The organism is Paenibacillus sp. NPDC101420 (genome assembly GCF_050277435.1).
GTDB lineage: Bacteria > Bacillota > Bacilli > Paenibacillales > Paenibacillaceae > Paenibacillus_AQ.
In genome coordinates, this window is the sequence record NZ_JBNNSE010000001.1 from 1,634,431 (window position 1) to 1,660,568 (window position 26,138).

Consider the following 26,138-nt stretch of genomic DNA (forward strand, 5'->3'; position numbering starts at 1 on the left):
ATCTCTCTCCTCTATAAAAGCTTTAACAATGCAGAACCATGCGGTGGAAGAACCTGCGTAACCCCTTCATTAGTAACTTCCAGGTCATGGCTTTGCCACAGATTACGTATCGTTTTTGGAACTGAAACATTTAGCTTTTGGAACGATACCTGAAGTGTCGACTCTTTGTCACTGAGATTAAACAACGCTACATAGTGGTTACCTTGTTCATCCTCAGAAGTCCAGATTGCATACTCTTCGTTCCGCTCTACTTGTCTACCACCCTTACCAAAATGATGTAGGTGAAGCACTTCCCTATTGGTTAACAAAGATAATGTCCACTCATCATTGTCTCTAAGCTCTCCCCCGAACATTAAAGGCGAACGGAATATAGTCCAGAGCGTCATCATGGTAACCTGTTCGTCTGGAGTAAACCTTGTAAATCGGTCTCCCCCGCCATCAACGGAACGAATCCCAAGATGACCTAGCGGCAGCATATCGCAGTCTGGCCAATGTCCAGGCTGAACGTAAGGAGCCCATTTTTCGCAGCGCTCGAACATTCCACGCAGCAAATGCCAATGATCCCAATAATCGTCGGTCATTCTCCACAGGTTAGCATGTTCAGCTAAGTGTTCAGCCTCTTCTACCGGAGCAGGTCCAGGTGAAAGACTAAGCACCATTTCACGACCACAGCGGTCGATAGCCTTACGGATCATGGCAACTTCGTCTTTGTGGTATCCATAAATACGTGAAGCGGCAATATCATCCACCTTCACATAATCTACGCCCCAACTGGCATACAGCTGGAAGAGAGAATCATAGTAAGCCTGACTGCCTTCTTTAGAAGCATCTACTCCATACATATCTGTATTCCACGGACATATAGAATTGGGATGTGCGATATCACGTGCAGTTTGCTCAGATCCTAGAATGGAACTTGCCGCATGAACGGCCTGTCGAGGGATTCCACGCATAATATGGATGCCGAATTTCAACCCTAATCCATGCACATATTCAGCGAGTGGGGCAAAACCTTTGCCTCCCTTTGCGGAAGGAAAACGATTTTCTGCCGGTTGAAGTCTGGAATACTCGTCCATGACCAGCGGTACAAAGTTACGATATTGCGAAGAGTTCGCTCCAGGCTCATACCACTGAATATCTACAACAACATATTCCCAGCCAAATCCCTTCAAATGAGCAGCCATATATTCAGCGTTGCCTCTTACCTCTTCTTCATTAACACTAGCTCCGTAACAGTCCCAGCTATTCCAGCCCATCGGGGGCGTTGCAGCTAACATAATGATTTTCACGTCCTTTTCTAAGACTTTCAGTTTAAAAATAGCATAGACAAAAAGACTTGTAAACATATTTATTTAAACCTTTTAATGCTTTTATAAAATAAATAGTGAAAGTAACATGATTCCGGTGTAAAACCATCTTATTTCGTGAATTAGTTTCATTAATTTTTAAATTAAATTAGATTAAATGCAAAAACAGGAAAAAATCCCCCTTATTTTTATCTTTCTACAAAATAAGGAAGGATGCTTTATTTATATGCTATATTAGTTTATAATTTCATAAAACAGTATTCATTTATGACCATTTGGAAGAAGGTATTGATAAAATGATCTATATTAAAGATTTAATGAGTGGTCTTGAAATATTCAAGGCGCTTAGTTCTGAAATCAGAATCCTCATACTCGAACTTTTAGCTACCAATCAAGCACTGAATCTGAATGAAATTGCCAAGAAGCTGAACCTCAGCAATGGCGCAATTACGATGCATATTAAAAAGTTAGAAGAAAGCGGTCTCATCGAGATAAACACATCTGTGGGTAAACACGGTATTCAGAAGGTCTGCTATTTAAATAAGGATAAGCTTATTGTTGATCTTCGCAGCAAGGATGTTGATAATCTCTACGAAGTAGAAATCCAAGTAGGACATTATAGCAACTATCAGGCTGTTCCGACCTGCGGTCTTGCTACCAAAGACAGCATTATCGGCGACTTCGACGAACCCCGTTATTTCGCTGATCCTCAGCGGATTGAATCCGAAATCATTTGGATGGCTGAAGGCTTTCTCGAATATAGAATTCCGAACTATCTTAAAGCTAATCAAACGTTCCGCGAAATCCAATTCTCGATGGAGATTGGCTCTGAGGCCCCTGGATCTAACGATAACTATCCCTCCGATCTTTATTTCTACTTAAATGGAATTGAAATCGGCTACTGGACTAGTCCTGGAGATTTCGGAGACACCCGTGGAACGTTTAATCCAGACTGGTGGCCTCCACATTTAAACCAATATGGTATGCTCAAACTGATCCGTATTAATAATGAAGGTAGCTTTATTGACGGTTGCCGGATTTCTGACGTGACCCTGGATGATATTCAGCTTGATTACAAGAGCGAGCTTACTTTCCGGATAGCCGTAACGGACAAGCCTGTAAACAAACGCGGGCTCACCATTTACGGCAAACATTTCGGCAACTATAGCCAGGACTTACTGGCGCGTGTACTATATGATGTTCATGAAGTAGAAATTGGCGCTTCTCGTACTGCCGTTACCTTATCAGAGTAAAATATTCCCTAAACAAAAAGACCTTAGAACCAGCAATAACTGGTCTAAGGTCTTCTTTTACTTTGTATATTTTTTTGAGTTTGACTCATAATAACCCTGTCTCCCAAACCACCGAGAAGGAGTGTTTCGAATGCGTGAAGGTCTAATTCCCGCTGTTCTTGGAACCGTCGTAACCGCTTCTAGCGCCGCTTTTCTTGGAAGCAAGTATAAGATGGCAGCAACAGGCGTACTTGGATTTGGTCTGGCTCATGTCGTATTGGGTGCCATTGATCTGTTTGAGCATCGGTAAGGATTGGAAGATGCCGGGTGGCATAAACACTGCCCGGTTTTTTTGATATACATATTTTGCGCAATTAGAGCTACTTCTTCATACACGAATCATGAATCATGAATCCAACATTCCATGAAGCATACGGACTCAGATGACGTTATCTGCTTATTTTTAGCCCCTCGTTTTCAATAGCAGGAACCACACCGAACTCAAAAAAGAAGGGCTGTCCCATCAGCTATTTTCATAGCTTTTGGGACAGCCCCTCTTAGTGTTGAATATTTATTTTATAGCAATATAAAATAAACGTTCCGCATCATCATCCGCCTCTATCCACTCGAAATCGGCGTAGGTCTTCACATCACTAAATCCAGCCTTAAGCAGTTCATCCTTCATCCACTGGGGATCGTAGGCACGCTGAATATGCGTCTCTTCGAAACGGCGATATACATCACTCCGTCCCTCTTCGCGAGCGAAAATGGACAGATGATGTTCTATTTCGCGGCGTGGAACATCCATCTCACAAGTCCAAATATAAGACACCGATGGTTCGTCCAGAATAAAGGGCTGCTCTTCTTCATAACGGATCAGTGTGTTTGGGTGATGCACATCGAACAGAAAGGTGCCACCTTGCTTTAGTCCTGCAAAGGTACTAGCAAAGACAGCTCTGATATCGTCTTCTTCCAGCACATAATTCAGACAATCACAGAAAGAAATCACAGAATCCACAAGCTCTGGAAGCTCCCATTCCTTCATGTTTTGTCTAATCCAACGAACACTACCTTCACGCAAGAAACGCCGTCCCTGGGGATGCTCTTCCATTTTGCGCTGTGCCACTGAGAGCATATCTGAAGATAGATCGATTCCGGTCATATGATACCCTGAACCCGCCAAAGGAATAGTGATACTCCCGGTGCCGCAGCCAAGCTCAGCCACGGTTACAGGCTTACCGTATTTGCTCCATGCGGTTTCAGCAAAGGAGATCCAATCAGGATACGGCATATCTGCCATGAGCTCATCGTATACATAAGCAAATTTCCCATAGGAAGACACTAGTACACCGCTTTCTATTACAACATTTAATATGATTCTATTATTGACCCATCGAGCATAAACGCTCTAGGCGTCCCCACAAGATCTCTTATGTTTTAAATTATTCGGTTGTTTCTTCATTTCCCTCGGTTGAACCTTCCTCTTCCTTAGGAGCAAGATACGTCCAATTCTCTTTTTGGGTAATATGGCCTTCCTTCATCAGCTTTCCAAGCGCACGCTTAAAGGCTGATTTACTAATTCCGAAACGCTGCTTGATAATATCCGGTGGTGTAGCATCCGAATAAGGCATCGCTCCACCCGGACGGGCATGCAAGAATTCCAAAATCGTGGCAGAGTCTACATCCATGCCTACTTCTTTACGGAGACCCATAGAAAGGTTAACACGACCATCCTCGCGAATATGGGAGACACGTGCTTCGAACTGCTCTCCAAGACGTAGTAGACGACTCCGTTCAGAGGAATGGACCATACCGATAATACCAAAGCCTAAAACCCCAGCATCTACAAGAACAAAAGTCCCCATTTGCAGCGGTTTGTACACCCGGGCTGTCACAGTCTGTCCCATCCAGGATTCAGGCGCAGGAAGAGCTAGCGGAGCTAGTTCCTGTTCTCCAGCTAATTTAGCACGAAGACGCCCCTGTTTATCATGCTCCATAATCGCATACACATAGTCGCCGATCTGAGGGCGCAGCTCTGGAAGCTCTGGAAGCTCACGAATAGGCAGCAGCAGCTGCCGTCCGAGACCCATTTCCAAGAAGCAACCTAGACGCGGATGGATATCAGCCACTTCCAATAAGGCCATTTCGCCCAATGTCAGAAACGGTTTCTTCATCGTTGCCGCTAGACGGTCCTCGGTATCGAAGAAGATAAAGACTTCTACTTTATCGCCTGTCTTAACCTTCTCGGTAAGCTCAGTATAATGCAGCATAACATCCTGATCTCCTGCATTCAGGAAAAATCCGTATGGGGATACCTCTCTTACTACATTAAGTGTAACTGTAGTTCCTGCAATCAGGCTCATACAGTCTCCACTACCTTCGCATCCGACCACAGACGCTCAATATTGTAGTATTCACGTTCATCGCGGTGGAAAATATGAACAATAACATCTCCAAGATCCATCAGCACCCAGCGTGCTGAATCCATTCCTTCGATCCCCTTAATTACTCCGCCTGCTTCATGGACCACTTTGCGGACTTCGGTGGCGATGGACTGAACTTGGGTATCCGAATTACCGTGACATACAACAAAGTAATCACTAATCGGTGAAACAGTACGCAGATCTAATGCCACTACGTTCATTGCTTTTTTATCTTCCACAGCCTTAAGGGCCAGTTCTAACAGCTTGCTTGGTTGTACACTCATATTTTATCCTCCAATATTCTAACTAAATCATTACGCGCCAGTACCGTTAACGGAAAGATCACTCGGCGTTTTTCCAGTAGCAAACTAATCGTAGAATCAAATCCAGCGACTAGTCCTTCTTCCAAACTTACTTTAGCCAGCTTACGTATCTTATCAACGCCTGGAAAATCTCGGCCAGGCTCGATATAGTCGGCGAGACAGACAATTTTCTCAAGTAAACTCATGTCTTCACGACCTGAGGTGTGAAAACGGATCGCATTAAGAATATCCGGATCTGTGATCCCATAATCTTGCTCTGCTACAAAGGCACCTACTTCCGAATGCCACAGCTGCTTGTCATGCTTCAGAAGATTCAAGTTCAGATGATTCTGCTCGATAATCTCCTTCATTCTCTCCACAGGCCAATACTTGGCCACATCATGCAGAATTGCCGCTGTCTCCGCACGCTCAGGATCAGCGCCATATTGCTCCGCTAGTTGAATGGATGACTCCATGACGCCCAGTGTATGCTTCCAGCGCTTAGCAGGCATTTGTGTCGAGACCGCCTCAATCAGAGCTTCGCGGCTGTATGCCATACAATCCACTCCTTTGAACATAATCGAACACTGCCTCAGGTACCATATAACGAATGGATTTTCCAGTTGCAGCCCGTTCTCTCAACATCGTTGACGAAATATCAACCAGAGGCATATCTGCTAGTAGTACCTTTTCTGCTATATAAGTTGGCAATGCGTCTAGATCAAGAGGTGTTCCCGGACGACCTACGCCGATAAATGTAAGCCGCTGCACAAGCTCTTCAATCTCGTTCCATTTCGGTAAATACTGGACCATATCCGCTCCAATGATGAAATAAAGATCGAAATGCGGATACGCCTCTTGCAGCCGTCTTATGGTCTCATACGTATAAGAAACGCCACCTCTGACAACTTCCCAATCTAATGTGCGAAAAGCTTCATGATTGTGTATCGCTTCCTGCACCATTGCCAGCCGATCTGCTCCAGATACCCCTGCCTCATGTTTATGAGGCGGAATATGTGAAGGCATAAACCATACTTCTTGAAGTCCATAAGTTTCTCTAGCTGCTTCCGCTGCCATCATATGACCAATATGAAGAGGATCAAAGGTACCTCCCATAATTCCAACTTTCAAGAGGACGACCTCCTCGGTAGTATGCTTTCAGGTATTAGCGTGGCAGCTCAATAGTTTTGTTATCACGCGATTCCTTGTAAAGGACAATGGTCTTTCCGATCACTTGTACAAGCTCAGAACCCGATTGTTCGGCCAATGCAGCACCGATTTCCTTGGGATTCTCAATATTGTTGCTCAATATACTAATCTTCATAAGCTCACGCTTCTCAATAGCTTCTTCAATGTGACGTACGAGGTGATCGTTTACTCCACCTTTGCCCACTTGAAAAATAGGATCGAGGTGATGCGCCAATGAACGAAGATACCGTGTTTGTTTACCAGTTAACATAAATGAATAACTCCTTAATTAACATATATTATTACCCTAAATTGATGAATCCATTTCTTACTCTTTTCCACCCAGACAATGGAGTATGGTCTGTCGCATGATTTCCGTAGGAGCAGGCTGCCCTGTCCAATATTCCAGTGCATAGGCTCCCTGATAGACAAACATCCCGAGGCCTCCATGAATCGTACAGCCTCGTTCAAGTCCTTCTAACAATAGACGCGTGCGCAGTGGATTATAAATCAGATCACTTACGACCATCCCTGCACGAAGCAGTTCAGGATCTATAGGTGTCTCATCCATATGAGGATACATTCCTACGGAGGTTGTATTGATCAGTACATCAACGCCATCTAGCATTTCCGCTACTTCGTTCATGCTAATCCCGACCACATTCCCTTTGCTCTGGCACTCTGCAGCCAAGTCCTGTGCCTTATCAACACTGCGATTAGCGATAAGGATAGAAGAAGGCTTCTCCTGAAGCAGTGCGGCAACAATTCCTCTTGCTGCTCCACCGGCTCCAATCACCATAATCTTCGTACCTGACAAATCAGAAATAGCTTCCGCTTTAAGCGAACGTACATAACCGATTCCATCCGTATTATATCCGGTGAGTATCCCGTTATTATTAACAATCGTATTGACTGCACCAACGGCTACCGCACTTTCATCTAATAGATCCACATAAGCCATCACCGCAACCTTATGCGGAATCGTCACATTTACGCCACGGAATCCAAGCGTGCGAATCGCTTGCACCGCATCCTCCAGATTCTCTGGAAGGATATGAAGCGGCACGTAAGCACCCGGAATTCCCAGTGCTTGCAGTGCTGCTTCATGCATAATAGGAGATTTGGATTGTATAATAGGATCTCCCATTACGCCCAGTAAAATATTCCCGGTATTGTAGCCCTCGGTTGCAGTTATCAAAGACACTGTAATAGCCTCCCGTTAGATCATCGAAGGGCGGGTAAGCACCTTCACACCACGCGGAACGTGGATAGCCACGACTGCGCCTTCTGTCCCGTTGACCTTAATCCAGCCCAAACCTGAAATATATAGATCGCTCCGACTGCCTTTATTAATTCGGAACTCATGCCGTTGCCATGGTGGCAGCTTGTCCATCCGGTCACTTCCTGGAGGAGACAACATTTCACCACGATGGTCCGCATAAAGGGAATCTGCACGTTCCAGTTTGGTGCGATGGATTTTTAAAGTACCACTAATAAAGCAAGTGAACGATTGATGCGGACCTTGCACGAAATCAAAACGTCCCAGTCCACCGAAGAATAGCGTCTGTCCTTCATTCAACTGGTAGACAGCAGGCTTCAACGGATTGGCCGGCATAACTGCATCCAGATCCTGACGCTCAACTAGTTCACTATAACGCCATGGATACACGATCCCTGGCGTATCTATAATATAGTGGCCATCATCTAGTGGGATTTTGACCGTATCCAGTGTTGTACCAGGGTAACGCGAGGTGGTTAACTCCTGCTCCAAATCACTATAGTCCGAAATCAAACGGTTGATAAGCGTGGATTTCCCTACATTCGTAGCACCCACTACATAAACATCACGCCCACCACGCAGTTCTGTTACAGCTTCCAGTAAACGGTCAAAGCCTTGATTACGTTTCGCACTACAAAGTACGATTTCAGCTGTCCGCAATCCTTCTTCTTTACAGCGTTGTTGCATCCAGTTACGCAGTTTATTCCAGTTCGTAACCTTAGGCAGCAGATCACATTTATTCACTGCAAGAATAACTGGGTTATTACCGACAAACCGCTGAAGGCCGGAAATCAAACTGCCTTCAAAATCGAAAATGTCAACAATATGAATAACAAGTGCATTCTTCTCCCCTACTCCACTCAGCAAGCGAAGAAATTCATCCTGGTTCACAGAAACAGATGAAGCCTCGTTATAATTCTTAATCCGGAAACAGCGTTGGCAAATCACAGGGTCCCGATCTAGTGCGACTTCCGGAAGGTATCCTGGTTGATCCTTATGCTCCGTCTGAAGCTTGATACCACAGCCGCTACACTTCTCAGTACGCTGTGTTTCACTTTGTTCGTTCATTACTATTTTTCCTCCTCGTGCCACAATCCTTTTTTACGAAGCCGTGTCAGAGCAACTCGCTCTACCCGACGATTAAATCTTGTGCCGAACCCTTCATCCTTAACGGAGATTGGCAGCACCAATACGGTATACAGGCCAAGCCGATTGCCGCCGTATACATCTGTAAGCATTTGGTCTCCCACCACAATCGTCTGCTCCGGTGGCAACTCCATCTGCTTCATCGCTTTGAGAAAAGGAGCATTACTCGGTTTACGAGCCTGATGCACAAATTCAATATTAAGCGGTGTAGCAAAGCGTGACACCCGTTCCATGTTGTTATTGGATACGATGATGAGCTTAAAGCCCACTTCCTTCACCTTCTCAAACCATAACAACAGCTCCGGAGTAGCCACAGGCGCTTTGGCACCGACCAGTGTGTTATCCAGATCCGTAATGATTCCACGGTATCCCTGTCGATACAGCTCTTCTAGAGAAATATCGAATACCGTATTCACCCGGAGTTTGGGAACTAACATTTCAAACAATACGTTCACCTCGATTTCATACAAAAAACTATAACATACTCCATGCGCTACGCAAATAAATCTATAGCAATGATTTACTGCATAAAGGCTATTTCTTGGATCTTATCGTTCTCCGCAGCCGCAAAGCTTCAGTATACACGCTCTGCCAGTCTTTGTCTTCAATAACATCAGGGCTATACTTCGCTTGTTCAAACATCGTTAGCAGTGAAGAAAGATGATTGGCCACAGCAGGTCGTTCCTGACTCCAGCGGACTACGGCTTCACGCAATGTTTCATGCTCTTCCTTCATTATTCCCTTACGATGCAAATACCTTACCCAACGCTCAGTTTCAGCCACAACTTTCTGATCAGGCGTTAAAGGTCGGCCCATTCGCATCTGTTGAACGAAGAAGCGAAGCTTAAAGCGAATATGCCAAACTTTAAAAATAGTCCAGGATAATAATACAACCACTGCCGCCAAAATTACCCATAAACCCACATGGAAGCCTTGATCTGCTTGTGCATTAGTCACAGGTGCAGGTGTTGGTTCTGCCATTTCATCTTGATCTTCCGGGTCTGTCTCCGGTATTTGCTCATTCTTAGTCAGGAGAGGAACATTAAACCCCGGTGTAGCTTCAACAGGAATCCAACCATACTCACCAAAATAGACTTCAGCCCAGGAATGGGCATCTGCATTGGTAATCGTGTAATTATTATTTGCCGCACCCACCTGCTGCGCCAGATTCATAGGCATTTCTGGCTGTTCTCCAGGTGCATAACCCTTAACCCATCTTGCAGGGATGTTTAGGGAACGTGCCATAGTGACTAGTGCCGTAGAATAATAATCACAGTAACCTTCCTTCAGCTCGAACAAAAATCCATCTACAAAATCCTCACTTGAAACACGTGTTATATCCGGCTTGTTGGTATATGGAAAGGTTTGTTGTAAGTATTGTTGCAAAAGTGCTGTTTTTTCATACGGTGTTCTTCCTTGGGCTGTAATTTCCTCGGCCAGATCTTTAACCCGTTGAGGGAAGTCATCAGGCAGCTGAAGGAAGCTTTCCTCCAGATCATTACCTTTGTATAGCTCCTCATAGGTCTTTGCTGTCAATTCCTGAACAGGAATGACGGGAACTTCAGAAGTCAGCTCGAAGGTCGAGGGATAGTCTAGTTTCTTCTTATCCATATCCCATAGAAGCTCACTATCACGATCTCTCCAGAAAAGACCCTTCCCGGCTGCCTCACCATTCAATGAATCCACCGAAGTTACAGAATAAGCACCGAATAACACCGGAAATTCATTATTGTTAAGCACTTTAACCGTCTGTTTCAATGTGCGGGTAGTGACCTTAGAAGCCACACTTTGCTCCAAGGATTTCCCCGTCTCCACCTCTTCTATTGGTCCTCGCTTCAATCGATCCTTATCCGACCATCCACTTCCAGAATAGACTCTGCGGGTTTCTCCTCGCATATAAACACGTAAATCTGAAACTACTGTCATCACCGGGGTATAATCGAAGTTAAAGCCCCCGCCCAGGTTGTCATCATTCAGACTATAGCCAGACGAAGTATTATTAACCGAGGAACCTGAGCCCGTATTGGAATTTGTTGTTCCAGTTGTGCTCTTACCAGAAGACTTTCCAATTCCATTCCACTCTTGCCACGCCGTATAAGGATCCGTCAAAGTAGGCCTTACATCCGGCATATTCACACCGATTAAAATAACCAGAGAGAAGACGATTGCGATATTCATGACTATTTTCGAGGGATATTCCAGCAAATGTACCCATCCACGCGGATAATGTAGCTGAAAACTTCTCAGGTGCTGGCTGACAAGCCAGCCCATACCCGCAAATACTGTCCAAGCCACTTCCTGCCACAATACAATAGATGTAAAGGAATCAAGCGCAGCCAGCGCTACAATGTTCATTCCTATAAACCATAAGATACGCTTCTTAGAGGATACCCACCAAGACGATAGCAGCAGCAAAGCAGAGGCACCAAGAGCAAACCAGATATACGGCACCATATACACACTAATATCCTGGAGCTTATCAAGAAGGCTTGTGGCCCATGGATCAGGAACATAAATTCCATAATTAGTAATGTTGCGATAAACGATATAGATAATAGCTACTGCTTCTATAATCAGTCTGAATTGGACTTTAACAGGGATAAAAATCTCAATGACAGTGATCGTTAATAGGGCAGCCCATACAGAAGCAGTGGTTTGATTTAGCCAGATGGGTTCCGTATAAGAAATCCACTGCTGTGCAATAATCAATAGCCATAATAGGCCGACGGAACGGTGCCAGGAGAATTTTATCTGATTCCACCAGGTTCTCATATCAACCTTCCCCTCCTAACACTGAGGGAAGCTCTTGAAGCGAGCTAATACCATAACCGGTTATTCCACGAGATCTAAGGACGTCTATCCAATCGTTACCTCTATTTACCTCTGCCAAATTTCGCACATGAATGTGAGAAGCAGTCATTCCTCTGCTGTCAGCCCAACGTAGTGCATCAAGTACAGGCTGTCCACGCTGTGGACTAATTAACACGAAGTAAGAGCCTTTAGGAAACATACGGTATCCTTTTTCCAATCGGGAGATAAGCGGACCGCGTCCCTCAGCGTTTAGATCGATTAAATATTGAATCATCTTCTGACGCTCAGCAGCACCTTCAACTGGTGCGAACACCTTCGTCGTCTTATCCAAACAACACAGTCCAATTCCAATTCTCTCCCGAATGCCGAAGCCGAGTAGTGATGCCGTCACCGAAACTGCTAGTTCGAACTGATTCGTATTCATATAAGCTGATGTGCTTCCATCAAGGACTAGAATGGTTTTGGGAATCGACTCATGCTCAAACTCTTTGGATTTCCAAGAGCCTGTCTTAGCAGTAGCGTTCCAGTGAATTCGCGTCAAGCGATCACCATATACATAGTCACGGACGCCATTAATCTGTGTGGTTTCACGCCGAGATTGAACAACGGATGTCTGCGGTCCAGATAGCCGAGATTTTCTCTCATATAACTGCCAGCGCGGAACGTAGATCGCACGAGGCAAAACCTGAAATTGTCCTTCCGATAAAAATGTTCCCTTATGCTCGACAAGCCCAAATATATCTTGGCTGATAATATCCGTATTAGCGAATGTGTATGTTCCACGCTCTAAGGCTGGTGTCTGAAACTTCAGTTCCCCAATGCCTCTGAGGCTTGGAATCACACTTTCTTCAAATACCCACGATTCTCCATTATGCCGCTTAAGAACTTCCCTTACAACAACGTAAGGCAAGGGTAAAATCCCGGGGATTGTAACCTTTAGTTTTACACGAAGATGCCCTCCGGCAGAGAGCAAATCTCCCTTGTCTTGTTCAGAATAAAGACTGCGAGTGCCCTTAGCTCGCCGAACGCCTCCTAAACCTCCAGCAATCAAATATGCAATAAGTACAGAGACCATGATAAACAACATAAATGCTGTTTTCCCGCCCTGAAAAAGTACATATAAGAGTGTAATACTCCAAATTACAAGGATGCTTGCAAGCTTAGAGGGCTGAATGATGGCTGCAACCGACGACAAATAACGTCTCATATCATTGCCTCATCGTAACAGGCACATGAATACTCTGCAGAAGCTTTTGAAGCAAAGATTCTACGCTAATATTATCTAGGCGCGACTCTGGACGCAACAATATTCGATGACCCAAGGCAAATGGAGTAAGGATCTTCACGTCATCAGGCAGAACGTAATCTCGTCCTTGCAAAAAGGCATAAGCTTTACAAGCCATCATAAAGGATAGTGAGGCACGTGGACTTGCACCCAGCATTACAAGTGGATGTTCTCTTGTCTGCCGCACAATATCTAACAAGTAATTCAGCACAGGATCACTCATGAAGATGTCGCGAATTTCTTCCTGAATCCCTGCAATTTGTTCCATGCTTGTTACTGGCGAAAGCCTGTCCACCGGTTGGCCTTCCTGATGGCTCAGCAATAAATTTTTCTCCGTCGCTGCATCAGGATATCCAAGGCTAATTCTCAGCATGAATCGATCTAATTGGGCTTCAGGCAGTGTATAGGTTCCCTCAAAGTCTATCGGATTCTGGGTAGCGCATAACATGAAAGGATGAGGAAGTGGATACGTCTCTCCATCTACGGTAACGTTTCGTTCCTCCATCACTTCCAGAAGTGCGGATTGTGTCTTCGTAGTAGCACGGTTAATTTCATCGGCTAGCAAAATATTCGTCATCACCGGACCAGGCCGGAAATGAAACATCTCATCCCTAGGATGATAAACAGATACACCTGTAATATCACTCGGAAGTATATCTGGATTACACTGAATTCGGCGATATTCACCGGACATTGATCTTGAAAGTGCGCGTATTAGCTGGGTTTTTCCTGTTCCCGGTACATCCTCGATCAATACATGACCACCAGCAAGCAGAGCGGTTAACAATAATTGTATTTCAAATGATTTTCCAAGTATGCAGGATTCCAAATTAGTGCGTACAGCATTCATAGTGTGCATCGATTCTTGACGTACGGGCATATATGATCCTCCTAGTCAGAATAAACAGTATTATTTATATTTTACATGATTAGGGGACCCAAAGTACATTGTTGAAGATCACGAAGTGAGGATACAAAAAAAACCATAAGATGAAACATCCTACAATTTTAAAATAACAAAAAAAGGATGCCGTCTTTTTCTGACGACAACCTTTTCATGTAGCATCAACTTTACCCCTTCGGCCGTACAACTAAAGCTGCCAAAAAGGAGAACACAATAGCTGACGAGATACCCGCACTTGTAATATCAAAGATACCCGTAACTACACCGATCCAGCCATCCCGCTCCAGCTCCGTTAATGCCCCATGAACCAATGAGTTCCCAAAGCTTGTGATCGGAATGGTTGCCCCAGCACCCGCAAATTTCACAAGTGGGTCGTAGATACCAAAAGCATCAGCAATCGCTCCGGCTACAACTAAGGTACTCATCGTATGTGCAGGTGTCAGCTTCAATACATCGAACATCAGCTGTCCTATAACGCAAATGGCTCCTCCAATCAGAAAAGCCCATAAGTAAATCATCATTATGCTTGACCTCCGCTCTCTATGGCTACGGCATGAGCAACACATGGAATACTCTCTCCCTGCTGATAAGACAAAGGTGATAAAAGTGCGCCCGTTGCCACTATAAGAACCCGTTTAAGTTCACCTTTTTTTAACCGCTTAAGGATATGACCATAGGTTACAACCGCTGAGCACCCGCAGCCGCTTCCTCCAGCGATCACATATTTCTGTTTCTCCAAGTCGTAGATAAGCAAACCACAATCGTCAAAGGTTGTTTGCTCCATAGGAATTCCTTCTTTAGCCAATAGGGTCTTGGCTATAGGTAACCCTACGGATGCCAGGTCGCCGGTAACAATTAAATCATAGTGCCCTGGCGATAGACCTGTATCCCGAAAATGCGCAGTGATTGTATCCGCGGCCGCGGGTGCCATAGCCGTCCCCATATTAAAAGGATCTGTCAAACCAAGATCCATAATACGTCCAAGCGTGGCAGACACCACGACTGGATAGTTACCCGAACCGTCATTCTGACCCACTACAGCACAACCCGAACCTGTAACTGTATATTGCGCCGTTGGGGGTTTCTGCGAACCATATTCCGTTGGATAACGAAACTGCTTCTCCACCGTACAGTTATGACTTGATGTTCCCGCTAGCGCATACTTACCGCCTCCAGAATCAACGATCATTGAGGCAATCGCAAGGCTCTCCATAGAAGTAGAGCAAGCACCAAAGACTCCGAGATAAGGCACACCTAATTTTCTTGCCGCGAAAGAGCTGCTGATAATCTGGTTCATCAAATCTCCGCCGACAAAAAACTCCAGCTTTTGTTTATCGATATTCGCATTAATCAGAGCCAGATGGGAAGCCTTCTCGAACAGAGCGCGCTCGGCCTTCTCCCATGTCTTCTCATCCATTTCCAGCGTATCAAAAATAAAATCAAAATCAGAAGCTAAAGGACCTTCTCCCTCCTCCGGTCCAACTACTGCGGAAGAGCCTAAAATAATGGGGCGGTTCGTGAACTCCCATGTCTGACTACCAAGCTGTTTCATGTATGGTGTGCACCTCCTGTGCCCAAAAAGATATAGACGATACCAATTATGAAAGCAGCGACGGCACCAAATACGATGACCGAACCCGCAAGCTTAAACATATTGCCGCCTACACCAAGTACAAGACCCTCAGCGCGGTGCTCCAGAGCTGCAGAGCACATACTGTTTGCGAACCCGGTCACTGGAACTGCGGTTCCTGCACCAGCCCATTGCGCCATTTTGTCGTACACGCCAAAGCTGGTCAGAATTACAGAGAGTAGGATCATCACCGCGACTGTGGGACTGGCAGCTTCTTTGGAGGTCATATCGAAGATTGCCATAAAAGCCTCCTGAATCCCTTGTCCAATAACGCAGATTATGCCGCCAGCAATAAACGCTCGTATGCAGTTTTTGAATACGGGCCTAGCAGGAACAAAAGGCTTGGACAATTTCTCATAATCTTGTGGAGTCAGGGTGTCAAGCTTCAGCTTGACACCCGATTTCTTAGTTTTCGCCGGCATTGAGGCACCTCCTGAAAGTTAGGCGAAGGGGGCTGACAAGCATCATAGTACTCACTTTTAAGCCCCTTAAGTTATTCTTCGCTTAGAAGTTTTCCTTATTGTTTGCCATCCTCCGCTTCGTTATGTCCCTCCAGTTCAGGAAAAATACAGTAACACAACAATCAGCAATAAAAAGAGCACAAAAATAAGTACTGCTTCTCTTTCCCTTGGATTGTGGCGCCAGTATCGTCTGCGCGTTCCGTTTCCTTGTAGGCTCCTACTTGATAATCCTCCCTGCACCCTTCTTGGGGGTACGCTACCCGCTACCCTCATTCATCTTCGCATCCTTTCTAAGGCTCCTGCCACCAAAGCCTCTAATGCATAGTATTCGTGGAGCTCGTGCCCGGTGTTCATTGTCTCTTGTCATGGACAAGTGAGCTCAGAATGTTCATACTAAGTTGCAGGAAGAAATAACGATGTGGTCCATTATGGATAACATCCGTTTCTCGTAGAAATATAAGAATGATGTATAAATGAGTTCTTATATTTTAATAAAGGAGTGAATTCATATGAATCAAGAAACATTGGACATGTTCAAAACACTTACCGAATTTCCCTCAGCCCCAGGATTTGAGCGCGAACTCCGCGCTTACGTCAAGGATGCTATGACTCCTTATACTGAAGAGTTCGTACAGGATCGTCTCGGTAGTTTGTTCGGCGTACTGCGCGGCGAAGAGAACGGGCCAAAGATTATGGTCGCTGGGCATTTTGACGAAGTAGGTTTCATGGTAACTGGAATTACTAACACCGGTATGATTCGTTTTCAACCACTTGGCGGCTGGCTTGCCTCTGCTGTTGCATCCCAGCGCCTACATATCATTACACCTAAAGGAACACTGACCGGAGTTGTTGGCAGTACGCCTATCCATTTGCTAAGCAATGAAGAACGTGGTAAGACTGGCGAAATCAGCAAAATGTATATTGATATCGGTGCAGACAGCCGTGAAGAAGCAGAAAGCTTTGGCGTTAGACCAGGCCAACAAGTTCTGCCGATTTGTCCTTTTACTCCCCTTGCTAATCCCAAAAAAATCTTGGCGAAAGCTTGGGACAACCGTTACGGCGTAGGTCTCGCCATTGAACTAGTTAAAGCATTGCACGGTAAAAAGCTGCCGAATACCGTTTTCGCTGGTGCCACTGTACAAGAGGAAGTAGGTCTTCGGGGTGCGCGTACTGCGGCTAATCTCCTGTCACCTGACATCTTCTTCGGTCTGGACGCGAGCGCTGCTGCCGATATGACTGGTGACAGTCAGGCATTTGGCCATCTGGGCAAAGGAGCTCTCTTGCGTATTTTTGATCCTACGATGGTTACACATCGCGGTCTGATTGAATATGTACAAGATACAGCGGATACCCACCGGATCAAATATCAGTATTTTGTATCCCAAGGCGGAACAGATGCAGGTCAGGTTCATGTTAGTGGAATTGGCGTTCCTTCCGCAGTAATCGGAATATGCTCCCGCTACATACACACCGCTTCATCAGTGATTCACAGTGATGACTACGATGCTGCTAAAGAGCTTCTGATCAAACTGGTAGAAGGCCTTGACCGGACTACACTACAGACAATTATTGAGAACAGCTAATCGCACAAGGAATGACAGAAGAAGCCCTCAAACACTTTTACAGTGATTGAGGGCTTCTCTTTATGTGAATAGAACGGATTTAAATCATATCTAGCGGTACTTTCCAAGAAGGTATTGGGAAAGCTTCGTCCAGCTTCCAAATTTCATCGTCACTTAGCGTAATCAAGCCTGCAGCAGCATTCTCAATGACGTGCTTACGAGAAGAAGCTTTTGGGATAGAAATAACATCCTCTTCACGCATCGTCCAAGCTAACATAATCTGAAGCGGTGTTGCCTGATGTGCACTGGCGATTTCCTGAACGACTTCACTCTCGATTACTCCTTTTCGGAGTGAACCAGCTTGAGCAAGCGGTGAGTAAGCCATTACCGGGATCTTGTGACTTCTCTGCCATGGCAGCAGTTCAGTTTCAATTCCTCTGGACCCTAAATGATATAGAATCTGATTGGTTGCACAATGAGTTCCTCCAGCAATACCAAGCAGTTCTTTCATATCGTCGACATCGAAATTGGATACACCCCATCTTGCTATTTTTCCTTGTGAGACTAGTTTCTCCATACCGACAACAGTCTCTTCTAGTGGAATATCTCCCCGCCAATGCAGCAAATAAAGATCCAGATGATCCGTATTCAAGCGTTTCAAGCTTTCTTCACAGCTGCGGATAAGTTGCTCATTCCCGGCATTATGTGGATAGACTTTTGACACCAGGTAAACTTGATCCCGAATGCCTTGGATGGCCTCACCTACTAAAAGCTCCGAGCGTCCGTCCCCATACATCTCAGCCGTATCTATTAAATCCATGCCTAGCTCCACGCCTAATCGCAGGGCAGCAATCTCTTCCTCCCTACGGGCATTGTCGTCACCCATATTCCAAGTTCCCTGCCCAATTCTGGGAAGTGACGTTCCATCTGGAAGCAGCATGCGGTTAGATTGGTTCATTCTTGCGATTTCAGCCAAATGTTCGATTGAATCCTTAGTCATATTAAAAATCCCCTTATTGAAGTATTGTATACTTACTTTATACGACCTATAAGAACCTTTCTAAACATCTGAATCGTGTCCAATTTATAACTAATCTCTCTTTTGAAGAGAAAAAGTAAAGAATGAATACCTAACTAAGCTATCAGCTTTAGTCCCACAGCGGCCCCCAGAATCATAATAATACAGACGATCCGGCGCCAGTCTTTGGCCTCTCCATACAATATCATCCCCAGAATCGCTCCGCCGGATGCGCCGATCCCCGTCCATACCGCATAAGCTGTTCCCATCGGCAGACTCTTCATAGCTAAAGACAGAAACAGAAAGCTTGCTCCAAAACCAAGAAAGAGCAGCGCGAACGACAGGAAATTCCGGTGTTTATTCAACCTATTAATCATAGCTACTCCAAACATTTCAAATAAACCAGCAACGACCAGAAATACCCATGCCATTTAAGACTCCCCCTTTACTTCGGCTTCTTTGGTCACCATTTTCAATCCTATAACGCCTGCCAGCAAAATAACCACTAGAACCAGCTTCATCAACTTGAACGGTTCTCCGAATAAAACCATGTCCGCAACTACTGTCCCTGCAGTTCCTAGACCAACAAACACGGAATATACCGTGCCGACCGGCAATTTGGTACTCGCTGAAATCATCACATAGAAGCTTATTATTATAGCTACCACAGTTATCAGCCACTCCCACATCGTGGAAGCATGTTTTAAGCCGATGACCCACATGACCTCGAAAACAGCTGCACCAACTACCTTTAACCACTCTGAATTGTTCTTCATTCCAAGCCCTCCTTCAATTCACTAACTTTATAATTGCCCACGAAACAAACAAATAAGCCCGGAAGGTCATCGTCATTTATAACGATACCTCCCGGGCTTTTATCCCTCCGTGTAGACACGAACGATGCTGTTCGTGCGTTTTCCCTCGGACCAGACCAGCTGTGCACCAGCTGCGGAACCCTAGAAAACAATAACTATTAAGTTACATCGTATGGTAGCAAATCGGGGTGATAAAATCAACCTTTTCTAAATAAAAAAAGAACAAACTCATAGCAATTATGAAGAGAGGTTAAAGATAAGCGGTGATTTTATTTCCTTAAATCCATTTATTCAATATTATGGTACAATTTAAGTGAATACAGCTTATAATGAACAACTAGGAGGGCGATCTAATGGTCTTTGGGATACTGTTTATTGGAGTCGTTGTATTTATAATCATACAGTCCATAGTTAGTAATGGTTCAAACTCGAACAGTAACAGATTTGAGAGAAATAGACGAGATGACGCCGCCAGCATGTCTTTTATGGCAGCTAGCCATCCAGATCTGCTGGATCCAAATAACCCGAATCATTCTAATCACCAATATCACCATCAACATCACGGGAGCGACTCCCATCACCATTCTGGACATGACAGCGGTCATAGCTGGGGCGGGGATAGCGGGCACAGCAGCGGGGGAGATTTCGGTGGCGGAGATGCTGGTGGCGGTGGCGGATGTGATTAGAGCGTTACTCTATAACAAAAGGAAAAGGGCATCCCTGATATTTCTTCAGGAATGCCCTTTTTATGATTGTTACTTTTTTAAAACACCAATAATCTTTGCTTGCGTGTGACTTAAAAAATTCTCAGCACCGTGCGGGTGTAGTGGTTCACTCCAAACAAATCCGTCTCCTTCGTATCTAGGGATAAGGTGCATATGGTAATGGGTCAGGTCGTTAAACTTCCCGCCATTTTGGCATATGCTTATGCCATCCGGTTTGAATAGATCCTTCAAGACGATTGACAGCTTCTTTGATGCGTCCATTATCGCATAGGAAGTCTCTGAATCGATTTCTTCGAGATCCCAATAATGCTTTTTAGGAAGGATCAGTAGATGTCCTTCGTTAAACGGAGCGATATCTAGCACACAAGTAATAAATTCATTCTCATATACTACTTTTACGTTAGGCTCAATTCCGTTAGCAATCCGACACCCCAAACACTCCATATAGCACACTCCATCCCATAATCAAAGGTCATCTCTATTATTGATTAAATTGAAACCGGCTGAGAAGCACCTCACCGTTAAAAACTACATAAACATCGCTAGTACCCGTCTCCACGGATACTTCGCCTTTCAATGTGCTCCACTGTTGCAGAACTCCACCAGAAGGAACAGTCACGGTTCCAACCAGTTTCCCAGCTGCGCTTCCGGTTCTGATCTCAATGCTGCCACCTTTTGCAGAGGAGACCAGAGCTTCAATTACTACTGCTCCATGATCGAACAATACGTCATTAAAAGCGATCCAAGCGCCCTCTTTTACCGGATGTACCGAAGCCCCGCCTGCTTTGCATTCGTCCAGATATACGCCTTCGTAGTCATCATTGTTCTCTGCTTTGGTGTTGTTATATAAATTACGGGAAGGAATGATGTCCCCTTTCACCGTTACTACTGAAGATAATTTAATATCAGCAGAAGAACAGCCGATCAAAATTGCGTATTCTCCATTTTCGACGCAATATTGTTCGCGTGTAACATCCCAGAATGCTAACTCTGTAACTGGTAATGCAAACTCTATAGTATTCGATTGACCTGCGGCGGTGCTCACTTTTTCAAAACCCTTCAGCTGCTTAATCGGACGTTTGACCCGGGAATTCAAAGTTTGCACATATAACTGAACAACCTCGTCCCCATCAGCTGCTCCAGTATTATCCACTTGAACGGAAATGTTAAGCGTATCGTCTTGCTGCAGTTCCTTTGTGCTCAAATTTAGATTCTTGTAATTCACTTCAGCATAACTTAGGCCGTGACCAAAAGGATACAATGGCTTACCGTCAAAGTACATATAGGTTCTTTTACCTTTGATAATATCATAATCCATCAGCTCAGGCAGCTGCTCCACAGAACGGAACCAAGTCATATTCAGCTTACCAGAAGGACTGTAATCTCCGAACAACACTTCTGCAACCGCATTACCAAGCTCTTGTCCACTGTGGGATGTATACAATACTGCCGGGATATTCTCGTCAATCCAAGTGGAAGAAATCGGATAACTGCCGACAATAACTACCACTGTATTTGGATTCGCTTCATAGACTGCTTTGACCAGGCGCTCCTGCTCCTCCGGAAGTACAATATCAGGTCTGTCGATTTCTTCTTTTCCGTTAAGGAGTGGATGATTACCGACAAAAACCACTGCTACTTCAGCTGCTTTGGCAGCTTCTACCGCAGCGTCCAGTCCGTTTGTAACGATGTTCTTTTTGAAAAGACGAGCGTCCGCACTTGCGACCTGATCAGCAACCTGCAGCGTGCCATCCTCAGCATTCACAGAGATCAATTTGTCATTCCAAGTCCGCAAAGAGACTTTACCCTCAGCTTCCGGGACGATGTTCAAGGATTCTTTTACAAACCAGCCGTAGATTTCATCAGCAGATGCTGTAAGTGTCTCCGCTTCGCTTAAAGTTACATACTGTCCACGACTTGTCGCCTTCAGAGTATTGCTAGTCCAGCCCCAAGCGGTATGTTGGAACAATTCTCCGTGCTCTGCTATGTCATGTTGTACAGCCAGCCTTCCGTCCTCACCCGTGATTCCGATGGCTTGGCCGTTTGCAGCTGAGGTAAGAATGATTTGATCTGCGCCGCTCTCAAAAGTAACTTGTTTACCAGGCAGTTTCTTACTAACACCTTGCAGTGGAGTCACTCCATAAGGTAATGTGCCGGAATACCAGTCTCTGAAAGCTTCATCGCCAAGTGGACCAATAATCGCCACTTTGTTTAATTCAGTCTTGCTCAGTGGCAATGTTGCCTGATCATTCTTCAGCAGCACAATGGATTGTTTGGCAGCTTCCAAGGAAAGTGCGGCATGTTTTTTGCTAAGAATTACGGAATCGTCGATTGCTGTGTATGGATTACCTTCAGCGGGGTCAAACTCTCCCAGACGGAAACGAACTCTAAATGTGTTAGTTAGTGCACGATCCAGATCTTCCTCTGATAGTAGGCCTTGGTCTAGTGCTTCATGAAGAACCTTGATCGTCTCTTCAGTTTCTTCTGTTACGCTGTCAATTCCGTTTTTGATAGATTCCGCCATCGACTGTGCAAAAGATTCATAATACTTATGATCCTTCACAATCCCGAATAAATCACCAGCATCACTGACGATAAAACCGTCCATGTCCCATTCGCCTTTGACAACATCCATGACTGCCGGATGAAGAATAACAGGCACGCCATTCACCGAGTTATAGGCGGTCATCATAGACTGTGCGCCACCTTCTTGAAAAGCAGGCTTGAATGCTTCCAGATAATACTCACGCATATTTCTCGGATCGATGCTGGCGGAACAATTTCCGCGTTCGATCTCGTTGTTGTTCCCTAGGAAGTGTTTAAGCGTTGCGACCGCTTTCAAATACACCGGGTGATCGCCTTGGATTCCTTGCACAAGTGATGTGCTGAGTTGTCCAGTTAACTCTGGATCTTCACCGTAGGCTTCTTCCGTTCTACCCCATCGTGGGTCACGCTCCATATCCACCGTTGGTGCCCATAACGTCAGGCCATTCACCGTTGGATTCTTTTTGTAAAATGCTCTTGCTTCATCTCCAATAGCCGAGCCGATTTCCTTCATTAGCTCTGGGTTCCAAGTACAAGCCAGTCCGCTTGGCTGAGGAAAAGAGGTCGCTTTTCCAAGCCAGGAAATTCCGTGCGCCGCTTCTGTACCATGCTTATAGGCTCCAACGCCTAAACGCTCTATAGCCGCTTGATACTGAGGGATCAGACTTACTTTTTCATCAAGCGTTAATCTGGAGATCAAATCCTGCACTCGGTCATTTAAGGGTAAATCAATCTGTTGAAATGGATATTTAGATGTCACTGTTTCCATCATAATCGCTCCTTCGATTCAAGTTGATAGCGGTTTCATATGTTCTCGAGGTAGTTGTCTGTGTCTAACACAAATCTGGTCTATCAACTTAATCATAGAAGATTAGCTTGATAAGTAACACCTAAACAATCTAAGTGAAAATCAGGTCAAAATTAGAGATTTATCGTATGCTTCGCTCGCCCGTCTCCCTTGGTGAAGTGAGATGCGATGATAACGGGACGTTCTCGGCCCTCTTTCGCTCAAATCCAGCCTTTTGGGTCGCATCTGGGGTATTTCTACCCCTCTTTTGCTCAATTCCAGCCTTTTAGGTCGCATCTGGGGTATTTTTACCCCTCTTTTGCTCAATTCCAGCCTTTTGGGTCGCATCTGGGGTATTTTTACCCCTCTTTCGCTCAAATCCAACCTTGTGGGTCGCATCTGGGGTATTTCTACCCCTCTTTTGCTCAATTCCAGCCTTTTAGGTCGCATCTGGGGTATTTTTACCCCTCTTTCGCTCAAATCCAACCTTTTAGGTCGCATCTGGGGTATTTTTACCCCTCTTTTGCTCAATTCCAGCCTTTTGGGTCGCATCTGGGGTATTTTAATTGCCTTACCATAACTGAATATCCTTTAAGGAATGGATATATTCATATTTGCAGACTCTACCGCTCTCCTGAGAAACTATGGGGCAAAACTTTCCTTTTTGGCTGAGAGCACTCAGTCCTTTTCGAGCCGTACGCTTATCAATCCCAAGCTCCCTCACCAAATCAACCGGACGAATGCACCCATTCGTGCGAACCGCAATCCGCAAAATATCACGCTCCAGTCGGCTAAACTCCCCCTGCTCCTCCATCTTCACAGCGAGGTAAGGCATCAGCAATGGTCTTAGCAAAGTAATCGTAAGTTCAGGATTCGCATCCAGATCATCATAAGGAATCGCCACGACCCGATAACCCGCGATTTGCAGATAAGTCTCTCGATTCAGCTCCTGTCTGTAGCGTGTTCGGTCTGTATTTTGCACATGTGGGCCGTAGCCTTTAACTTCAAACGCAAACTTAACCTGGCCAGGCTTCCACACAAAATCAACAAAGTAGGGCTTACTACGCCAATCCAACACTTCATATTCAGGATGAAGATTATTGAAATGCCCCATCATAGGCCACCATACCTTCTCCAAAAACATCCGCTCACCATGGCCATGTCCACGCTCCAATCTCCCCCGCCGTTCTCCCGTTCTTCTACTAATATGATCCTCTACCCACTTACGATGCTCCTCCGTAAATCCCATACGTCACCCTCCTTCTTGGCATAAAAAAATCCCGCACCCAATATGGGTACGGGACGTGCTTCGTCCTATTCCTCAAAAGTATAGTATTCACTTTCTGATGCTGTCAATAAACACTCTACATTCAATGATAGATCCAGCAAAATTTAACTTATCCATCAAAAAAGCTAATTGGTTTAAGTACGTTGCGTTAAAGCAAAGCCAGCTTTAGTAAGCTCATTTGGAGTTAGCTCTATTAGAGTTTGTTCAGAGAAATTAGTTCAGTTACCGTCGACTCAACTTCCCATTCCAGCTGCTTACCCCGCCCTGCAAATGTGCAAGGCGAGTATACCCCTGCTTGCTCAGAATCCGCGCTGCACTTTTGCTTCGCATACCGCTGCGGCAGTAGAGCAACACATCCCGATCCTTAGGGATTTCACCGAGCCGCTTTTCCAACTGAGACAGCGGGATGTTTTTCGCCCCCGGAATAAATCCACTCTTGTATTCATCCGGTTCGCGGACATCGATCAGCAGCCTATTTTTGGATTGCTCCATTTCGCTCCGAAACTCTGACACCTTTAACGTTCTTACACTTACACTTGCGCTTTTACCAAATCCGAGACGGGACATTAATGAGCTTAAATCCATTATCCTTCACAACAACCTTTCACCGAAATGTCGGAGAGTGTTCTTTTACTTCCTAAAAAATCACCATTTACCGCATATAACTTTCGAAAGCCCTGTTTATACAGAATTCTCGCAGCTTTGTTTCTTTTATAGTAACTATCAGCAAGGATTAGAACCGAATCGTCAGTAGATAGACAATGTTGCCAGACATAGGCTAACCGCCCGATCGATATATTTATCGAGCCACGGATACTATCCTTCTCATAATCTACGGCATCTCTAACATCGAGCATTTTCATGTCCAGTGATTGATCTGCTAATTCGCGAACGTCACGGGCTTCTACATAGGAGAGTGAACGGACTGGCCAAGCGGAACGTAAGAACCTTACTATACTAAAAGCAATTACTATACTCAGTAGGATCCTAAACATCATGTTCATCTATTACCCCCGTACCAAAAAATCATCCGTCCAAGCGCTTAATCCACCCGTCATGTTCACAACGTTATAACCCTTTTCGCTCAGCAGCTCACAAGCCAATCCGCTTCGACCACCACTTAAGCACATTACAATCATCTCTCCATTAGGATCTAGTTCATCTATACGCATTAACAGCTGCCCAAGCGGAATATGCTTCGCACCGATCACATGTCCCTCCACCCATTCGGCGGGTTCGCGTACATCCAGCAGCGTAGGAGCCTCTCCATTCTTCAGACGTTCCGCCACTTGCTGAGGGGTAATTTCCTTTAAAATTTTAAAAGACATCGAGCATCTCTCCTTCTCTTTTTTTAAAAAATAACTTGATTTTAATATCACTATATCATAATATTACGATATAAGGATATTGTAAAGCGAGGAGTTCATAACC

30 protein-coding genes and 1 riboswitch are annotated in these 26,138 nt (G+C 45.0%); of the genes, 5 read left to right on the forward strand and 25 right to left on the reverse strand.

The genetic code is table 11. The features are described 5' to 3' along the window. Positions 1–11 precede the first annotated feature (11 nt). Entirely contained in the window at positions 12–1,277 is a 1,266-nt protein-coding gene (locus ACQKMP_RS07085) for a glycoside hydrolase family 27 protein (RefSeq protein WP_405175954.1), read from the reverse strand. A 326-nt stretch (positions 1,278–1,603) separates the two neighbouring features. Between ACQKMP_RS07085 and ACQKMP_RS07090 the strand changes: the two genes are divergently transcribed. Continuing rightward, a complete protein-coding gene (locus ACQKMP_RS07090) occupies positions 1,604–2,560 on the forward strand; it encodes an ArsR/SmtB family transcription factor (protein WP_042131966.1) in 957 nt (318 codons plus the stop codon). A gap of 130 nt (positions 2,561–2,690) precedes the next feature. Continuing rightward, a complete protein-coding gene (locus ACQKMP_RS07095) occupies positions 2,691–2,849 on the forward strand; it encodes a hypothetical protein (protein ID WP_036675694.1) in 159 nt (52 codons plus the stop codon). 261 nt (positions 2,850–3,110) lie between these two features. Here ACQKMP_RS07095 and ACQKMP_RS07100 read toward each other — a convergent pair whose 3' ends face one another. From ACQKMP_RS07100 to spoVAC, 15 genes are all read right to left on the reverse strand, one after another. Next, entirely contained in the window at positions 3,111–3,881 is a 771-nt protein-coding gene (locus ACQKMP_RS07100; protein WP_042185976.1) for a class I SAM-dependent DNA methyltransferase, read from the reverse strand. A 100-nt stretch (positions 3,882–3,981) separates the two neighbouring features. Then, on the reverse strand, positions 3,982–4,902 hold the full coding sequence (locus ACQKMP_RS07105; RefSeq protein ID WP_042185974.1) for a CvfB family protein: 921 nt from the start codon (positions 4,900–4,902) through the stop codon (positions 3,982–3,984). Next, on the reverse strand, positions 4,899–5,246 hold the full coding sequence (gene rsfS / locus ACQKMP_RS07110; protein ID WP_042185972.1) for a ribosome silencing factor: 348 nt from the start codon (positions 5,244–5,246) through the stop codon (positions 4,899–4,901). Before rsfS ends, ACQKMP_RS07105 begins: the two co-directional genes overlap by 4 nt. Then, positions 5,243–5,821, reverse strand: coding sequence for a bis(5'-nucleosyl)-tetraphosphatase (symmetrical) YqeK (gene yqeK / locus ACQKMP_RS07115; RefSeq protein ID WP_042185970.1), 579 nt, complete (start codon positions 5,819–5,821; stop codon positions 5,243–5,245). Before yqeK ends, rsfS begins: the two co-directional genes overlap by 4 nt. Next, positions 5,793–6,395: a nicotinate-nucleotide adenylyltransferase gene (locus ACQKMP_RS07120; RefSeq protein ID WP_042185968.1), complete on the reverse strand. Its 603-nt coding sequence runs from the start codon at positions 6,393–6,395 to the stop codon at positions 5,793–5,795. Before ACQKMP_RS07120 ends, yqeK begins: the two co-directional genes overlap by 29 nt. A 34-nt stretch (positions 6,396–6,429) precedes the next feature. Then, a complete protein-coding gene (yhbY, locus tag ACQKMP_RS07125) occupies positions 6,430–6,723 on the reverse strand; it encodes a ribosome assembly RNA-binding protein YhbY (protein WP_042185967.1) in 294 nt (97 codons plus the stop codon). Positions 6,724–6,780: 57 nt separating this feature from the next. Continuing rightward, the gene (aroE, locus tag ACQKMP_RS07130) at positions 6,781–7,656 is read right to left on the reverse strand and encodes a shikimate dehydrogenase (RefSeq protein WP_269321813.1); all 876 of its coding nucleotides are present in this window, start codon (positions 7,654–7,656) and stop codon (positions 6,781–6,783) included. Between the two features lie 15 nt (positions 7,657–7,671). Continuing rightward, positions 7,672–8,799, reverse strand: coding sequence for a ribosome biogenesis GTPase YqeH (gene yqeH, locus ACQKMP_RS07135; RefSeq protein WP_042185965.1), 1,128 nt, complete (start codon positions 8,797–8,799; stop codon positions 7,672–7,674). A 2-nt stretch (positions 8,800–8,801) separates the two neighbouring features. Then, on the reverse strand, positions 8,802–9,323 hold the full coding sequence (locus tag ACQKMP_RS07140; RefSeq protein ID WP_042193454.1) for a YqeG family HAD IIIA-type phosphatase: 522 nt from the start codon (positions 9,321–9,323) through the stop codon (positions 8,802–8,804). Between the two features lie 88 nt (positions 9,324–9,411). Next, complete coding sequence (locus ACQKMP_RS07145) at positions 9,412–11,649, reverse strand: DUF4129 domain-containing transglutaminase family protein (protein WP_427469075.1); 2,238 nt, start codon at positions 11,647–11,649, stop codon at positions 9,412–9,414. A gap of 1 nt (position 11,650) precedes the next feature. Beyond that, a complete protein-coding gene (locus ACQKMP_RS07150) occupies positions 11,651–12,895 on the reverse strand; it encodes a DUF58 domain-containing protein (protein ID WP_042185961.1) in 1,245 nt (414 codons plus the stop codon). Between the two features lies 1 nt (position 12,896). Next, the gene (locus ACQKMP_RS07155) at positions 12,897–13,853 is read right to left on the reverse strand and encodes an AAA family ATPase (RefSeq protein WP_076284318.1); all 957 of its coding nucleotides are present in this window, start codon (positions 13,851–13,853) and stop codon (positions 12,897–12,899) included. A 191-nt stretch (positions 13,854–14,044) separates the two neighbouring features. After that, positions 14,045–14,395 carry a stage V sporulation protein AE gene (spoVAE, locus tag ACQKMP_RS07160; RefSeq protein ID WP_036675923.1) on the reverse strand — a complete coding sequence of 117 codons (351 nt, stop codon included), beginning with the start codon at positions 14,393–14,395 and terminating at the stop codon, positions 14,045–14,047. 2 nt (positions 14,396–14,397) lie between these two features. Further along, positions 14,398–15,429 (reverse strand): stage V sporulation protein AD, encoded by a 1,032-nt coding sequence (gene spoVAD / locus ACQKMP_RS07165; RefSeq protein WP_427469076.1) that lies wholly within the window; start codon positions 15,427–15,429, stop codon positions 14,398–14,400. Further along, a complete protein-coding gene (gene spoVAC / locus ACQKMP_RS07170) occupies positions 15,426–15,929 on the reverse strand; it encodes a stage V sporulation protein AC (protein WP_042185955.1) in 504 nt (167 codons plus the stop codon). Before spoVAC ends, spoVAD begins: the two co-directional genes overlap by 4 nt. Before the next feature lie 548 nt (positions 15,930–16,477). Here spoVAC and ACQKMP_RS07175 point away from each other — a divergent pair. Continuing rightward, a complete protein-coding gene (locus ACQKMP_RS07175) occupies positions 16,478–17,551 on the forward strand; it encodes a M42 family metallopeptidase (RefSeq protein ID WP_042185952.1) in 1,074 nt (357 codons plus the stop codon). Positions 17,552–17,630: 79 nt separating this feature from the next. Here ACQKMP_RS07175 and ACQKMP_RS07180 read toward each other — a convergent pair whose 3' ends face one another. The 3 genes from ACQKMP_RS07180 to ACQKMP_RS07190 form a co-directional block, all read right to left on the reverse strand. Then, on the reverse strand, positions 17,631–18,530 hold the full coding sequence (locus ACQKMP_RS07180) for an aldo/keto reductase (protein ID WP_339246042.1): 900 nt from the start codon (positions 18,528–18,530) through the stop codon (positions 17,631–17,633). Positions 18,531–18,664: 134 nt separating this feature from the next. Continuing rightward, positions 18,665–18,979: a DMT family transporter gene (locus tag ACQKMP_RS07185; protein WP_042125359.1), complete on the reverse strand. Its 315-nt coding sequence runs from the start codon at positions 18,977–18,979 to the stop codon at positions 18,665–18,667. Continuing rightward, positions 18,980–19,324, reverse strand: a complete 345-nt coding sequence (locus tag ACQKMP_RS07190; RefSeq protein ID WP_042125357.1) for a DMT family transporter — start codon at positions 19,322–19,324, stop codon at positions 18,980–18,982. It lies immediately after the preceding gene. Between the two features lie 86 nt (positions 19,325–19,410). Then, positions 19,411–19,519, reverse strand: a riboswitch (guanidine-I (ykkC/yxkD leader). Positions 19,520–19,716: 197 nt separating this feature from the next. Here ACQKMP_RS07190 and ACQKMP_RS07195 point away from each other — a divergent pair. After that, positions 19,717–20,049: a hypothetical protein gene (locus tag ACQKMP_RS07195; RefSeq protein ID WP_339246038.1), complete on the forward strand. Its 333-nt coding sequence runs from the start codon at positions 19,717–19,719 to the stop codon at positions 20,047–20,049. Positions 20,050–20,118: 69 nt separating this feature from the next. Here the strand turns inward: ACQKMP_RS07195 and ACQKMP_RS07200 are convergent, their stop codons facing one another. Together ACQKMP_RS07200 and ACQKMP_RS07205 are read right to left on the reverse strand one after the other, a co-directional pair. Beyond that, a complete protein-coding gene (locus ACQKMP_RS07200; protein WP_042185945.1) occupies positions 20,119–20,532 on the reverse strand; it encodes an HIT family protein in 414 nt (137 codons plus the stop codon). Positions 20,533–20,569: 37 nt separating this feature from the next. Further along, positions 20,570–23,401: a glycoside hydrolase family 3 C-terminal domain-containing protein gene (locus tag ACQKMP_RS07205; protein WP_427469222.1), complete on the reverse strand. Its 2,832-nt coding sequence runs from the start codon at positions 23,399–23,401 to the stop codon at positions 20,570–20,572. 253 nt (positions 23,402–23,654) lie between these two features. Between ACQKMP_RS07205 and ACQKMP_RS07210 the strand changes: the two genes are divergently transcribed. After that, entirely contained in the window at positions 23,655–23,999 is a 345-nt protein-coding gene (locus ACQKMP_RS07210) for a hypothetical protein (RefSeq protein WP_427469077.1), read from the forward strand. On the opposite strand, the gene ACQKMP_RS07215 is transcribed toward ACQKMP_RS07210, so the two are convergent. The 4 genes from ACQKMP_RS07215 to ACQKMP_RS07230 form a co-directional block, all read right to left on the reverse strand. Beyond that, positions 23,991–24,668: a hypothetical protein gene (locus ACQKMP_RS07215; protein WP_427469078.1), complete on the reverse strand. Its 678-nt coding sequence runs from the start codon at positions 24,666–24,668 to the stop codon at positions 23,991–23,993. The genes ACQKMP_RS07210 and ACQKMP_RS07215 overlap by 9 nt on opposite strands. A gap of 261 nt (positions 24,669–24,929) precedes the next feature. Then, the gene (locus ACQKMP_RS07220; protein WP_042185939.1) at positions 24,930–25,292 is read right to left on the reverse strand and encodes a rhodanese-like domain-containing protein; all 363 of its coding nucleotides are present in this window, start codon (positions 25,290–25,292) and stop codon (positions 24,930–24,932) included. Further along, positions 25,292–25,705 (reverse strand): rhodanese-like domain-containing protein, encoded by a 414-nt coding sequence (locus tag ACQKMP_RS07225; RefSeq protein ID WP_197071272.1) that lies wholly within the window; start codon positions 25,703–25,705, stop codon positions 25,292–25,294. The genes ACQKMP_RS07220 and ACQKMP_RS07225 overlap by 1 nt, the downstream gene beginning before the upstream one ends. Positions 25,706–25,714: 9 nt before the next feature. Next, positions 25,715–26,035: a rhodanese-like domain-containing protein gene (locus ACQKMP_RS07230; protein WP_042185937.1), complete on the reverse strand. Its 321-nt coding sequence runs from the start codon at positions 26,033–26,035 to the stop codon at positions 25,715–25,717. Positions 26,036–26,138: the final 103 nt, after the last annotated feature.